This is a genomic window from Pseudomonas sp. TKO26, assembly GCF_003225665.1.
Taxonomy (GTDB): domain Bacteria; phylum Pseudomonadota; class Gammaproteobacteria; order Pseudomonadales; family Pseudomonadaceae; genus Aquipseudomonas; species Aquipseudomonas saponiphila.
The window spans coordinates 172805-186282 of sequence record NZ_QKLN01000008.1 but is presented as its reverse complement, the minus strand read 5'-3'; the positions used below and the strand labels follow the sequence as shown (position 1 = coordinate 186282).

The following is a 13478-nucleotide window of genomic DNA, read 5'->3' as shown; positions in this document are numbered from 1 at the left end:
GGGAAATTCCCGGCTTTTTTGCGTCTGCATCTTTGATTGGCCGTGGTTCGTTCAAGAGCCCGGTAAGATTTTTCGAGGAAAATGGTCCTTACAGCTGATTTCTGGCTGCCTGTCCGGCTGAGCTCGCGTCGGATGCGACTGTTTTCTGCTTCACTCTAAGGCTGGCCCCAGGCTTGCCGCCCGGACCATAGGGGAATGGCGTAATGGCAACGGTAGACCGCTGGCTGCTGCCAGATGGCATCGAAGAAGTATTGCCGCCGGAAGCGGCGCGCATTGAAGTAGCGCGTCGTCAGGTGTTGGATCTGTTTCAGAGCTGGGGTTACGAGTTCGTCGTTACTCCCCATATCGAATACCTGGAATCCCTGTTGACGGGCGCTGGCCAGGACCTGGATCTGCGTACCTTCAAGGTCATCGACCCGCAATCGGGTCGGCAGATGGGGTTCCGTGCCGACATCACGCCACAGGTGGCGCGTATCGATGCTCACACTCTGCGCCGCGAAGGGCCGAGCCGCCTGTGTTACGCCGGCAGCGTGCTGCATGCGCAGCCCCGAGCCTTGTCGTCCTCGCGCAGCCCGATCCAACTGGGCGCCGAGTTGTACGGCGATGCCAGCCCAAGTAGCGACGTCGAGGTCATCAGCCTGATGCTGGCCATGCTGCAACTGGCCGATGTGCCTGATGTGCACATGGATCTGGGGCATGTGGGTATCTACCGTGGCCTGGCTCAGGCTGCCGGTCTGTCCGGTGCCGTAGAGCAGCAATTGTTCGATGCCCTGCAGCGCAAGGCGATTGATGAAGTCATCAGCCTGACCCAGGGCCTGCCGGCCGATCTGGCCGATATGCTGCGTTCCCTGGTGGACCTGTGCGGCAGTCGCGAAGTGCTGGGTGATGCACGCCGTCGCCTGGCTGGTGCACCGACTTCGGTGCTGTTGGCGCTGGATGAATTGCTGACCATCGCCGAGCGCCTGTCCGTGCGATTCCCGGACTTGCCGCTGTATTTCGACCTGGGCGAGTTGCGCGGCTACCACTACCACACCGGCGTGGTGTTCGCGGTGTTCGTGCCGGGCGTGGGGCAATCCATTGCCCAGGGCGGTCGTTACGATGACATCGGCGCGGACTTCGGACGTGCCCGTCCGGCGACCGGTTTCTCCACCGATTTGAAGACCCTGGTGACCCTGGGGCGTGCTGAAGTCGAGCTACCGTCTGGCGGTATCTGGATGCCTGACAGCACTGACGCGGCACTCTGGCAGACCGTCTGCCAGTTGCGCAGTGAGGGTCAGCGTGTGGTTCAGGCCTTGCCTGGACAACCTTTGGCCGCCGCCCGTGAAGCGGACTGCGACCGGCAATTGATTCAGCAGAATGGGCTTTGGCAAGTATTGCCGCTGGCTTCTTGAGTTTTCCTGCCGGCGGCTGCCGGCACCAAGTTTGCGCGAATGAGGACAAGTGTTATGGGTAAGAATGTCGTAGTCCTGGGCACCCAGTGGGGTGATGAGGGCAAAGGCAAGATCGTTGATCTGCTGACCGAACATGCCGCCGCCGTAGTGCGCTACCAAGGTGGCCACAACGCTGGCCACACCCTGGTGATCGACGGTGAGAAGACCGTGCTGCACCTGATTCCGTCCGGCGTGCTGCGCGAAGGCGTGCAGTGCCTGATCGGCAACGGCGTGGTGGTAGCACCGGACGCCTTGATGCGTGAAATCGTCAAGCTGGAAGAGAAAGGCGTGCCGGTGCGCGAGCGCCTGCGCATCAGTCCTTCCTGCCCGCTGATCCTGTCCTACCACGTGGCCCTGGACCAGGCTCGCGAGAAGGCTCGTGGCGAGCAGAAGATCGGCACCACCGGTCGCGGCATCGGCCCGGCTTACGAAGACAAGGTTGCCCGTCGCGGGCTGCGCATCGGTGATCTGTTCCACCGCGAGCGTTTCGCCGCCAAGCTGGGCGAGTTGCTGGACTATCACAACTTCGTCCTGGTGAATTACTACAAAGAGCCGGCCATCGACTTCCAGAAGACACTGGATGAATGCATGGAGTACGCCGAGCTGCTCAAGCCGATGATGCTCGACGTCACCGCCGAGTTGCACCAGCTGCGCCGCGCTGGCAAGGACATCATGTTCGAAGGTGCCCAGGGCTCGCTGCTGGACATCGACCACGGTACCTACCCGTACGTCACCAGCTCCAACACCACCGCCGGCGGCATCGCCACCGGTTCGGGCGTGGGCCCGATGTACCTGGACTACATCCTGGGCATCACCAAGGCCTACACCACTCGCGTGGGTTCCGGTCCTTTCCCGACTGAACTGTTCGATGACGTTGGCGCTTTCCTGGCCAAGCGTGGTCACGAGTTCGGCGCTACTACCGGTCGTGCTCGTCGTTGCGGCTGGTTCGACGCCGTGATCCTGCGTCGCGCCATCGACGTCAACAGCATCTCGGGCCTGTGCCTGACCAAGCTGGACGTGCTGGACGGCCTGGAAACCATCAACATCTGTGTCGGCTATAAGAACCAGGATGGTGCGGTCATCGACGCGCCGACCGACGCCGACAGCTACATCGGCCTGGAGCCGGTGTACGAGCAGATGCCGGGCTGGAGCGAATCGACCCTGGGTGCCAAGACCCTGGAAGAGCTGCCTGCCGCCGCCCAGGCCTACATCAAGCGCATCGAAGAGTTGGTCGGCGCGCCGATCGACATTATTTCGACAGGTCCGGACCGCAACGAAACCATCGTTCTGCGCCATCCGTTCGCTTGATAAGTCGTTGATGTGAAAACCAAAGGGCCCTTGATTGGGCCCTTTGTCGTTTCTGCACGCCGCGCGGCACGACCCTTGCTGTGAAATCCACTTCTAGAGTGCCATCAGAATAATGGCGTCAAAAGTAGAGGGATTTCCTGTGTCGGCCGTTCTCTCACTGTTACAAAGCCGTTTACTGCGGCCTGTGTTCGTTACTCTCGGTATCGCCCTTTTGGTGCAGGTAGTGCTCGCTGTTGCCCTGACTCGGAGCACGGTGACTGCCCTGGAGGCCGATCTTGCTTCGCGTTTGGGTGTCGATAGCCAGAAGTTGTCTGGTGAGCTCGAGCAGGCAGGCAAGGAAGTCACTTCCAGCCTGGAAAGCCTGTCCAGCAATACCCGTCAGCGTCTGACAGCGGGCCTGTCTTCCCGGCTCAAGGAAGAGCAGGTGCAACTGCGTGCGGCCCTGGAAAAGGACCTGAAGGACTCCGCCAATGACATGGCTCAGTTGCTGGCTTCCGTGGCACCGCGTGCCATGTGGGACAGCGATGTGCCGACTTTGTCCGAGTTCGCACGACGTGCTCAGCGTAATCCCAACGTGTTGTTCGTGGTTTATGACGATGCGGCGGGTGAACACCTGACTCGTTACCTGAATCGCGAGAATCCGATCAACAAGGCCCTGCTGGAGAAGGGCAAGGGTGATCGGGCCTTGGACAAGGTGCTGGACGCGGCCAAGAACGATCCTTCGGTCTACTACCTGGAGGCGTCGATCAACCCCAATGGGGTCGAGATCGGTAAGGTGCTGATGGGGGTGTCCACGGCTTCTGTGGAAGCGGATATTGCCGCCCTGGATCAGCGTTTTGGGGCATTGATTGCCAACAGCGACCAGTTGGTTGGCGACAGTCTCAAAGGCGCCTCTGCCGACAGTTCGGCGGCCATGCGTTCACGCTTGCAGTCGGCCCAGGCCACTGCCGCGCAGATGCAGGCCAATACCGCCAGCACGGTGCAAGAGGCGGCAGCGACGCTGCGCTGGCAGATTGGTGTGGGCCTGGCGCTGGTGGGGCTGGCCCTGCTGCTGTTGCTGGCGGTGGTGCTGGGGCGGCGTGTGGTGAACAAGTTGCATCTGTTGATTTCCGCCCTCGATGACCTGGCAGCAGGTGAGGGGGACCTGACCAAGCGTGTGCCGCTCAACAGCAATGATGAGATCGGCGACATGGCCTCGGCGGTGAATCGCTTTGTGGATAAGTTGCAGCCCATCGTGCGTGAGGCGGGGGATGTGGCGCAGCGTACTGGTGTGGAGATCGGCGCCATGAGCCTGCGCAATGCCGGGGCGGATGCGGCGGCCGAAGCGCAGCGCGACGAGGTGGCGGAAAGCCTGCGGGCGCTGTCGCAGATGGCTGATGAAGCCCAGGCGGAAAGCCAGGCGATGCAGGCGGCGCTGCAGCAGGTGGTGGAGATTCGTCAGGCCACTGACGAGAACACCCGTACCTCGGAGCAGGTCGGTAACCTCATCGAGGCCTTGGCCGGGCAGGTGGATACCGGGGCCAAGGTGATCGAGCGCCTGGCTCAGCAGAGCGAGCAGATCGAGGTGGTGCTGACGGTGATTCATGGCATTGCCGAACAGACCAACCTGCTGGCGCTGAATGCGGCGATCGAAGCGGCCCGCGCCGGTGAAACCGGGCGCGGGTTTGCCGTAGTGGCGGATGAGGTGCGAGCCCTGGCCAGCAAGACCCAGAGTTCCACTGGCGACATCCAGGCTCATATCGGTGCCTTGCAACAGGGTGCGCGGGAGGCGGTGGCGGCCATTGGTCAGGCTGGTCGTCAGGCCAGCGAGGGTTTGCTGGTGCTGCGTGACAGTGTCCGCCTGCAGCAGACGGTGCAGTCTTCGGTCGAGCAGGTGCATGCCGCCATTGGCTTGGCCACCCAGGCCGCGGCTCATCAGGCTCAGGGTGCGCAGGCGGTACGCGGGCGAGTGGAAACCATCCATGCCCAGGCCGAGCGGGCGGCCCAGGCGGTGGTGGAAACCACGGCCAGTGGCAAGGTGCTGGACAGCCTGGCGGCGCAGCTCAAGGCCAGTCTCGGGCAGTTCCGCGCCTGATGTTTTGCTGGCCGGCCGGCTCCTACAGCGTTTCGTAGGAGTCGGCTTGCTGGCGAAACCCTTCTCAGCGACTCAAATACATCCGCGTCGTCAACAGATAGACCGGCAGCCCCGACACCAGAATCAACAGCGCCGCATAGGGTGCCGCCGCCGCAAATTCCACATTCGCCGTATGCGCCCAGACTTCCGTGGCCAGCGTGTTCAAGCCTGTCGGGCTGAGCAGGAGGGTTGCGGTCAGCTCCTTCATTGCATCCAGAAACACCAGGGCGAACGCCGCACCCAACGCAGGAAAGATGATCGGCAGGGTCACCCGGCAGAAGGCGCTGAACGACGAAGCGCCCAGGGTTCTGGCGGCCTCTTCCAACTGCGGTGCTGCCTTGTTCAGTGCTGTGCGGATCGGCGCCTGGGCCAGGGGCAGGAACAGCAAGGCATAGGCGATCAGAAGCAGCGCCGAGGTTTGATACAGCGCCGGCACATAGTGCAAGGCGAAATACACCAGGGTCAGGGCGATCACCAGTCCTGGCAGGGCGTGCAGCAGGTAGGGCAGGCGTTCGGCCCAGAGCGCCAGCGGTCCCTTGAAGCGCACCACCAGCAGGCCTACTGGCACTGCCAGCATCAGGCACAGACCGGCACCACCCAGCGACAGTGCCAGGGAGCACAGCAGCGCCTCGCTGATGGCGGCAACCGGAAAAGCGGCCGATGAACCCACCGCAAGCCAGTAGGCGAGCATGCCCAGGGGGATGCCGCTGCCGATCACGGTCAGCAGCAGGCAGTAGATTTGTCCCCCGGCGGACCAGCGCCCCAGTCGCACTTGTTCGGCATGTCGTGCTGCGCCCTGGCCGGTGCGCACATGGCGACCCTTGCCGCGGGCTCGCAGTTCCAGGCCCAGCAGAATCAGGCACAGCGCCAGCAGCACGGCTGAAAGCATGGCGGCGTTGGCGTTGCTGAATTCCAGCTCGAATTGCTGATAGATCGCCGTGGTGAAGGTTTGCAGGCCAATGATCGACAGGGCGCCGAATTCCACCAGCATGTGCAGGGCGATCAGCAGCGATCCGGCCAGCAGTGAGGGCCAGAGCAGGGGCAGGGTGATCTTGCGGAATACACCCCAGCGATTTTGTCCCAGGGTTCGCGCCGATTCCTCAAGGGCCGGGTCGAGATTGCGCAGGGTGGCAGCCACCGGGAGGAACACCAGTGGGTACTTGGACAGTGTCATCACCAGGATCGCGCCGCCCAGTCCTTCGAATCCGGAGCTCAGGGACACCCATGTAAAGCTGCTGACAAAAGCCGGTACGGCGAAGGGCAGGCACAGCACCACGCCCCAGATTCGTCGCCCCGGCAGGTCGCTGCGCTCAAGCAACCACGCCAGGGATAGGCCGATCGCGGCGCAGGCGGCTGTCACTCCGAGCATCAGCAGTAGGGTGTTGCTCAGCAGGCGCAATACGTAGGGGCGCCATAGCAGGTGCAAGGCTTCCGTCCAGCCGGCCTGCCAGGCCTTGAGCCCGACATAGAGCAGCGGTAGCAGGCTCAGGCAGACCAGCAGCAGGACGGGCAGTAGCAACCAGATCGAGGGCCGCTTGCGCCTCGGTACGTAAGGCGCGGGTGAGGCGAGGGAAGACGGCGATGGGTTCATCAATTCAGGCCGACGTCGCGTTCCAGGTCCAGGGCTTGCTCGGCGTTGCCCAGGTCGGCCGGGGTCACCTTGGGCGCCTGCAATTCGCTGAAGGGCTTGAGGCCGCGATCCGATTCCATGCCTTTATGCAGTGGGTATTCGGCGGTGGTCTGGGTGATCACTCGCTGACCTTCTTCGCTGGCCATGTAGGCGAGTAGTTGCTGGGCTTCTTTGGGGTGCTTGCTGGACTTGAGCACCGCGGCGCTGGATACGGTGATCAGGCCGCCGACGTCGCCGTCGGTAAAGTAGTGCAGTTTGGAGTCCAGCTGGCCTTTTTCCCGCTGTAGGGCGAACCAGTAATAGTTGTTCACCAGAACCGTGGCGACTTCGCCGTTCTCCACGGCTTTCAGTGCCACCATGTTGTTGCTGTAGACCTTGCCGAAGGCTCGCAGCCCGGTCAGCCACTCCTCGGCAGCGTCCATGCCATGCAGCTTGATGATGGCTACGGCCTGTTCCTGGAAGGCGCCGCTGGTCGGTACGAAGCCGACCTTGCCTTGCCATTGCGGTTGGGAGAATTCCAGCACTGATTTGGGCAGGTCTTTCTCGTCGATCAGTTTAGGGTTGAAGGCCACCACCCTTACCCGTGCCGTGACACCGATCCAGGTGCCGTTGCCGGCCACGTATTCCCTGGGCAGCACGGCCAGGGTTGCAGCGTCGGTCTGGGCCAGCAGGCCTTGTTCGCCGAGTTTGTTCAGGGGTGGGGACTCTTCGGTATAGATGACGTCGGCTGGAGAGCGCTCGCCTTCCTCGACGACTTGGCTGGCCAGCTGGTTGCTGCTGCCTTTGCGCACATTGACGTGAATTCCGGTCTTGGCCTCGAAGGCCTTGGCGACGGCGTCGCCGACTTCCTTGTGCTGGCCGTTGTACAGGGTCAGGGAGATTTTATCGGCTGCCTGGGTGAGTGGAGATGCCAGGGTCAGTCCCAGCAAAGTGATGGTCAAGCCACGCAGAAGGGATGTTGAAAGGAGGGTGTTTCTGAACATCATTCGCAGGTTTCCTCACTGTTGTGCCGCAAAAACTTGTAACAATCATAAACGATATTGTTTCTCATGTGCGCTTTGCGGGTTGTGCTGCAGGTGAGGAGGCGGGGGAAATAGCAGGGGGCAGAAACGCAAAAACCCGCTTTCGCGGGTTTTTGTGAGACTTGAAAGCGATGCTCTCAAGTTTTGAATTGGTGCCCAGAAGAAGACTCGAACTTCCACGACCTTGCGGTCACCAGCACCTGAAGCTGGCGTGTCTACCAATTTCACCATCTGGGCAGTATCGACGTCGTCGCCGTGTCGATGGAGCGCACTATACGGATCGTGTTTTGATCTGTAAACCCCTGTTTTGGATTTATTAAATCAAACACTTAGAATGCAAAAACCCGCTTTCGCGGGTTTTTGTTTGAGCCTTGAAACTGATCTAATCTCAAGCTCTTGAATTGGTGCCCAGAAGAAGACTCGAACTTCCACGGCCTTGCGGCCACCAGCACCTGAAGCTGGCGTGTCTACCAATTTCACCATCTGGGCAGTATCGCTGACGTCTCCGTCGTCGATGGCGCGCACTATACGGAGGCTCCTTTGAGCTGTAAACCCCCGATTTCAAAAAAGTTTGAAAAAAGTCTCCGGTGGCATGCATGAGGATGTTTCTGAAGCGAAGAGGCGGATTTTTCCAGCATTGTCTGAGCCTGAAATTTCCCGTTTCAATACGCGTATGCCAAACTAACCCGCATATAGACAAGGTGAAATTTATCTAATGGCCGATTGGCAGTCCCTCGATCCCGAGGCCGCTCGTGAAGCGGAAAAATACGAAAACCCTATTCCTAGCCGCGAACTGATCCTCCAGCACCTTGCTGATCGGGGTTCGCCTGCTAGTCGCGAGCAATTGGTAGAAGAGTTCGGTCTGACCACAGAGGACCAGCTCGAAGCCCTGCGCCGCCGCCTGCGCGCCATGGAGCGCGACGCTCAACTGATCTATACCCGCCGCGGCACTTATGCGCCGGTAGACAAGCTTGACCTGATCCTGGGTCGTATCAGCGGCCACCGCGATGGCTTCGGCTTCCTGGTGCCGGATGACGGCAGTGATGACCTGTTCATGAGTCCGGCGCAAATGCGTCTGGTGTTCGACGGCGACCGCGCCCTGGCCCGGGTTTCCGGCCTGGATCGTCGTGGTCGTCGCGAAGGTGTGATCGTCGAAGTGGTGTCCCGTGCCCATGAAAGCATCGTGGGGCGTTACTTCGAAGAGGGCGGTATCGGCTTCGTGGTGGCGGATAACCCGAAGATCCAGCAGGAAGTGCTGGTCACTCCCGGCCGCAATGCCAATGCCAAGATCGGTCAGTTCGTTGAGGTGAAAATCACGCACTGGCCAACGCCGCGCTTTCAGCCGCAAGGCGACGTGATTGAAGTAGTGGGCAACTACATGGCTCCAGGCATGGAGATCGATGTTGCCCTGCGTACCTACGATATCCCCCATGTCTGGCCCGAAGCCGTGCTCAAGGAAGCCGCAAAGCTCAAGCCGGAAGTGGAAGATAAGGACAAAGAGAAGCGCATCGACCTGCGTGACCTGCCTTTCGTCACCATCGACGGCGAAGACGCCCGCGACTTCGACGACGCGGTGTTCTGCGAAGCCAAGCCCGGCAAGCTGCGTCTGTTCGGTGGTGGCTGGAAACTGTACGTGGCGATTGCCGACGTCTCCAGCTACGTGAAGATTGGTTCGGCCCTGGACGCCGAAGCCCAGGTGCGTGGCAACTCGGTGTATTTCCCCGAGCGGGTGATCCCGATGTTGCCGGAGCAGTTGTCCAATGGCCTGTGCTCGCTGAACCCGAAAGTCGATCGCCTGGCGATGGTCTGCGAGATGACTATCTCCAAGTCCGGCGAGATGACCGACTACCAGTTCTATGAAGCGGTGATCCACTCCAAGGCGCGTCTGACCTACAACAAGGTCAGTACCATGCTCGAGCAGCCGAAAACCAGCGAAGCCAAGCAGCTGCGCGGCGAATATGGCGATGTACTGCCACACCTCAAGCAGCTGTATGCGCTGTACAAGGTGCTGCTCGGTGCCCGCCATACCCGTGGCGCCATCGACTTCGAAACCCAGGAAACCCGGATCATCTTCGGCTCCGAGCGCAAGATCGCCGAAATTCGGCCGACTACCCGCAACGATGCCCACAAGCTGATCGAGGAGTGCATGCTGGCGGCCAACGTGGCCACTGCCGAGTTCCTCAAGAAGCATGAGATCCCGGCGTTGTACCGGGTGCACGACGGTCCTCCGCCAGAGCGTCTGGAAAAGCTCCGCGCCTTCCTGGGCGAACTGGGTCTGTCCCTGCATAAAGGCAAGGACGGTCCGACGCCCAAGGACTACCAGGCACTGCTGGAAACCATCAAGGATCGTCCGGATTACCACCTGATCCAGACCGTGATGCTGCGCTCCCTGAGCCAGGCGGTGTACAGCGCCGATAACCAGGGTCACTTCGGTCTGAATTATGAAGCCTATACCCACTTCACTTCGCCGATCCGTCGCTACCCGGACCTGCTGACCCATAGGGCCATCCGCAGTGTGATTCACTCCAAGCAAGACACGCCGCACGTGCGTCGAGCTGGAGCGATGACCATTCCCAAGGCGCGTATCTATCCGTACGACGAAGCCACCCTGGAGCAGCTCGGCGAACAGTGCTCGATGAGCGAGCGCCGTGCCGACGAAGCCACTCGCGACGTAGTGAACTGGCTCAAATGCGAGTTCATGAAGGATCGCGTCGGCGAATCCTTCCCGGGTGTGATCACTGCGGTGACTGGTTTCGGACTGTTCGTCGAACTTACCGATATCTACGTCGAAGGCCTGGTGCATGTCACCGCCTTGCCGGGCGACTACTACCATTTCGATCCTGTGCATCACCGCCTGGCGGGCGAACGCACCGGGCGCAGTTTCCGCCTGGGCGACACCGTGGAAGTGCGGGTCATGCGCGTCGATCTGGACGAGCGCAAGATCGACTTCGAGATGGCCGAAAAAACCATCAATGCGCCGATCGGTCGCAAGAAGCGTGGTGCCGCGGACGTGCCTGCAAGCAAGGCTGTGGAAGAGCCGGCGCCAGCCAAGGCCGGGCGTCGCAGCTCCACCAAGGAGAAGGCGGTCGAGGCCTATCGCCCGAGCGACGCGGCGGCGAAAAACGCCGAAGTGCGCAAGAGTCGTGAAATGAAACGGGCGCTACTGGCTGAAGCCAAAAGCGGTGGTAAAGCGGCGTCTGGGGGAAAGTCCGGTAAATCGGCTCCGGCCAGAGACAGCGACCGTCCAGCCAAGCCGAGCAAACATCGTAAGGGGCCGCCCAAGGCGGGCTCTGCTTCCGGCGCGAAAAGCGGCGGAGCGCGCAAACCTAAGGCCAAGTCATGAGTCAGTTGGAAAAGATCTACGGCGTGCATGCTGTAGAAGCGTTGCTGCGCCACCATCCCAAGCGGGTCAAGCAGATTTGGCTGGCCGAAGGGCGCAGTGATCCACGGGTTCAAGTGTTGGTGGATCTGGCGGCGCAGAACCGCGTGTCGGTCGGCCAGGCCGAGCGTCGTGAAATGGATGCCTGGGTTGAAGGCGTGCACCAGGGCGTGGTGGCTGAAGTCAGCCCGAGCCAGGTGTGGGGTGAGGCGATGCTCGACGAGCTGCTGGACCGTACCGAAGGCGCGCCGCTGTTGCTGGTGCTGGACGGTGTGACCGACCCGCATAACCTCGGCGCCTGCCTGCGCACCGCCGACGCGGCCGGTGCCCTGGCGGTGCTGGTGCCCAAGGACAAGTCGGCAACCCTGACTCCAACCGTGCGCAAAGTGGCGTGTGGTGCTGCGGAAGTGATTCCGCTGGTGGCGGTGACCAATCTGGCCCGCACTCTGGAGAAGCTCCAGCAGCGCGGCCTGTGGATCGTCGGCACTGCCGGCGAGGCCGAACAGGAACTGTATGACCAGGACCTGACCGGCCCGACCATCATCATCATGGGCGCCGAGGGCAAAGGCATGCGGCGCCTGACCCGCGAGCACTGTGACTACCTGGTGCGCCTGCCGATGGCCGGCAGCGTCAGCAGCCTCAACGTCTCGGTGGCCACCGGCGTCTGCCTGTTCGAAGCCATGCGCCAACGCAGCGTCAAGGCTTCGGCTGCGCGCAAGTAACAAATAGGCTGCAAGCGGCAAGTTACGAGCGGCAAGCGCTTTTGACTTGTCGCTTGAAGCTCGTGGCTTGCAGCTGTTGTTCAAATAATCACCAATTGCCTTGCGCCGCTGTTCCCCCTTCTCTACAATTGCGCCCCTTGCCGTGACGGCAGGCGCATATGTGCCTACTAACAGGCAAGACACACCAGTGTCATTCACTCCTTGTCTGACCGCTTATAGGCGGCAGGCTACAACCCGTAAGGAGCATTCATGCGTCATTACGAAATCATCTTTTTGGTCCACCCGGATCAAAGCGAGCAAGTCGGCGGCATGGTTGAGCGTTACACCAAGCTGATCGAAGAAGACGGCGGCAAAATCCACCGTCTGGAAGACTGGGGCCGTCGTCAACTGGCCTACGCAATCAACAATGTTCACAAGGCTCACTACGTGATGCTGAACGTTGAGTGCACCGGTAAAGCCCTGGCTGAGCTGGAAGACAACTTCCGTTACAACGATGCTGTGATCCGTAACCTGGTCATCCGTCGCGAAGAAGCCATCACTGGCCAATCCGAGATGCTCAAGGCTGAAGAAAACCGCAGTGAGCGCCGTGAGCGTCGTGACCGTCCTGAGCATGCTGACAGCGCCGATGGCGATGACAGCGACAACAGCGACGCCAGCGATAACGCTGACGAGTAATCCACGGACCTTTTGAGGAGCCAATTACATGGCACGTTTCTTCCGTCGTCGTAAATTCTGCCGCTTCACCGCTGAAGACGTGAAAGAGATCGATTACAAAGATCTCAACACCCTGAAAGCCTACGTATCCGAGACCGGCAAAATCGTTCCAAGCCGCATCACCGGTACCAAAGCTCGTTATCAGCGTCAGCTGGCCACCGCTATCAAGCGCGCCCGCTTCCTGGCCCTGCTGGCCTACACCGACAGCCACGGCCGCTGAGATCGGGCAGTCGACAAGTAGTAAGGGATTGAATGCATGCGCGCCTTAGCTGAGTTCATCATGCGCGGTCGTGTGCAGGCCACGTTAGTCGTGGCCGGATCTGCGGCATTGCCGCTGTTGTTCTGGTTAAGTGCCGCTGCGGGTTGCCTTGTGCTCCTTCGGCGCGGTTCGGACGCCCTTGGCGTCCTTGGAGTCGGGGTGCTTTCAGCATTGATTTGCTGGCACTTCCAGAAAGACCCCAGCGTACTGCTGGTGCTGCTTGGGTCTTGCGGTCTGGCGCTGGTGTTGCGCGTCGGCCACTCCTGGAACCGTGTGCTGTTGGCGAGCGTGGCGATTGCGCTGTTGTGTGTAGCGATATTGGGGGCGTTGTTCAGTCCCTTTGTCGATGCGGTGACGCAGGAACTTGTAAAGTTCCTGCCACTGATATTGGGTGAGGCCTACCAGCAGCTTTCGGTAGACCAGCGAGCCAACCTCGCTTCACTCATTGCACCTTTGGTGATCGGTTCGATTGCGATGATGTTTCAGATCTTCAGCGTGCTGTGCCTGATTCTTGGGCGCTACTGGCAAGCGTCGTTGTACAACCCCGGTGGTTTTGGTCGCGAATTTCGCCAGATCAGAATCCCCAAGGGACCCTTGATGTTGCTGTGGGCACTGATGTTTGTGGGGCCGGTTCTGAGCCCGCAAATGTGGATTATGGTGCCGTTTTGCAGCGTAGTTCTGGTCCTTGCCGGGCTAGCCCTGATGCACGGGCTGGTGGCACAGAAAAGACTGGCCAATTTCTGGCTGGTCGGGGTTTACGTCACGCTGTTGCCTTTGATGCACCTGCTCGTCCCGTTGCTCGTGGTCATGGCCACTGTCGACAGTCTGGTTGATTTTCGCGGTCGTTTGGCGCCGAAAGACGCTGATAACGGCTCTGCGAACGGTGAAGGTTAAAAGTTAA

Annotated in this window: 10 protein-coding genes and 2 tRNA genes; 8 read left to right on the top strand and 4 right to left on the bottom strand. The window is 60.7% G+C overall.

Annotated elements, in window-relative coordinates:
* Positions 1 to 203: 203 nt before the first annotated feature.
* From DNK59_RS14495 to DNK59_RS14485, 3 genes are all read left to right on the top strand, one after another.
* Positions 204 to 1391 carry an ATP phosphoribosyltransferase regulatory subunit gene (locus DNK59_RS14495; RefSeq protein ID WP_092319086.1) on the top strand — a complete coding sequence of 396 codons (1188 nt, stop codon included), beginning with the start codon at positions 204 to 206 and terminating at the stop codon, positions 1389 to 1391.
* A 54-nt stretch (positions 1392 to 1445) separates the two neighbouring features.
* The gene (locus DNK59_RS14490; protein ID WP_047283686.1) at positions 1446 to 2738 is read left to right on the top strand and encodes an adenylosuccinate synthase; all 1293 of its coding nucleotides are present in this window, start codon (positions 1446 to 1448) and stop codon (positions 2736 to 2738) included.
* Positions 2739 to 2877: 139 nt separating this feature from the next.
* Complete coding sequence (locus tag DNK59_RS14485) at positions 2878 to 4812, top strand: methyl-accepting chemotaxis protein (RefSeq protein WP_092319088.1); 1935 nt, start codon at positions 2878 to 2880, stop codon at positions 4810 to 4812.
* A gap of 64 nt (positions 4813 to 4876) precedes the next feature.
* Here the strand turns inward: DNK59_RS14485 and DNK59_RS14480 are convergent, their stop codons facing one another.
* From DNK59_RS14480 to DNK59_RS14465, 4 genes are all read right to left on the bottom strand, one after another.
* On the bottom strand, positions 4877 to 6442 hold the full coding sequence (locus DNK59_RS14480; protein ID WP_110723619.1) for an iron ABC transporter permease: 1566 nt from the start codon (positions 6440 to 6442) through the stop codon (positions 4877 to 4879).
* Positions 6442 to 7467 (bottom strand): extracellular solute-binding protein, encoded by a 1026-nt coding sequence (locus DNK59_RS14475; RefSeq protein WP_110723618.1) that lies wholly within the window; start codon positions 7465 to 7467, stop codon positions 6442 to 6444. Before DNK59_RS14475 ends, DNK59_RS14480 begins: the two co-directional genes overlap by 1 nt.
* A gap of 186 nt (positions 7468 to 7653) precedes the next feature.
* Positions 7654 to 7740: transfer RNA gene (locus DNK59_RS14470), tRNA-Leu, on the bottom strand.
* A gap of 165 nt (positions 7741 to 7905) precedes the next feature.
* Positions 7906 to 7992, bottom strand: a tRNA-Leu gene (locus tag DNK59_RS14465).
* A 226-nt stretch (positions 7993 to 8218) separates the two neighbouring features.
* Here DNK59_RS14465 and rnr point away from each other — a divergent pair.
* The 5 genes from rnr to DNK59_RS14440 all read left to right on the top strand — a co-directional run bounded on the left by rnr (position 8219) and on the right by DNK59_RS14440 (position 13471).
* Complete coding sequence (gene rnr / locus DNK59_RS14460) at positions 8219 to 10846, top strand: ribonuclease R (protein ID WP_110723617.1); 2628 nt, start codon at positions 8219 to 8221, stop codon at positions 10844 to 10846.
* On the top strand, positions 10843 to 11604 hold the full coding sequence (rlmB, locus tag DNK59_RS14455) for a 23S rRNA (guanosine(2251)-2'-O)-methyltransferase RlmB (protein ID WP_092319094.1): 762 nt from the start codon (positions 10843 to 10845) through the stop codon (positions 11602 to 11604). Before rnr ends, rlmB begins: the two co-directional genes overlap by 4 nt.
* Positions 11605 to 11853: 249 nt before the next feature.
* Positions 11854 to 12279, top strand: a complete 426-nt coding sequence (gene rpsF / locus DNK59_RS14450) for a 30S ribosomal protein S6 (protein WP_011058949.1) — start codon at positions 11854 to 11856, stop codon at positions 12277 to 12279.
* A gap of 28 nt (positions 12280 to 12307) precedes the next feature.
* Positions 12308 to 12538, top strand: coding sequence for a 30S ribosomal protein S18 (rpsR, locus tag DNK59_RS14445; RefSeq protein WP_002551829.1), 231 nt, complete (start codon positions 12308 to 12310; stop codon positions 12536 to 12538).
* A 36-nt stretch (positions 12539 to 12574) separates the two neighbouring features.
* Positions 12575 to 13471 carry a hypothetical protein gene (locus DNK59_RS14440; RefSeq protein WP_110723616.1) on the top strand — a complete coding sequence of 299 codons (897 nt, stop codon included), beginning with the start codon at positions 12575 to 12577 and terminating at the stop codon, positions 13469 to 13471.
* Positions 13472 to 13478: the final 7 nt, after the last annotated feature.

Excerpts from the sequence above, each read along its gene's own strand:
- DNK59_RS14475 (WP_110723618.1), bottom strand. The coding sequence starts at position 7,467 with ATGATGTTCAGAAACACCCTCCTTTCAACATCCCTTCTGCGTGGCTTG.
- DNK59_RS14495 (WP_092319086.1), top strand. The coding sequence starts at position 204 with ATGGCAACGGTAGACCGCTGGCTGCTGCCAGATGGCATCGAAGAAGTA.
- DNK59_RS14490 (WP_047283686.1), top strand. The coding sequence starts at position 1,446 with ATGGGTAAGAATGTCGTAGTCCTGGGCACCCAGTGGGGTGATGAGGGC.
- rnr (WP_110723617.1), top strand. The coding sequence starts at position 8,219 with ATGGCCGATTGGCAGTCCCTCGATCCCGAGGCCGCTCGTGAAGCGGAA.
- rpsR (WP_002551829.1), top strand. The coding sequence starts at position 12,308 with ATGGCACGTTTCTTCCGTCGTCGTAAATTCTGCCGCTTCACCGCTGAA.
- rlmB (WP_092319094.1), top strand. The coding sequence starts at position 10,843 with ATGAGTCAGTTGGAAAAGATCTACGGCGTGCATGCTGTAGAAGCGTTG.
- DNK59_RS14440 (WP_110723616.1), top strand. The coding sequence starts at position 12,575 with ATGCGCGCCTTAGCTGAGTTCATCATGCGCGGTCGTGTGCAGGCCACG.
- DNK59_RS14480 (WP_110723619.1), bottom strand. The coding sequence starts at position 6,442 with ATGAACCCATCGCCGTCTTCCCTCGCCTCACCCGCGCCTTACGTACCG.
- rpsF (WP_011058949.1), top strand. The coding sequence starts at position 11,854 with ATGCGTCATTACGAAATCATCTTTTTGGTCCACCCGGATCAAAGCGAG.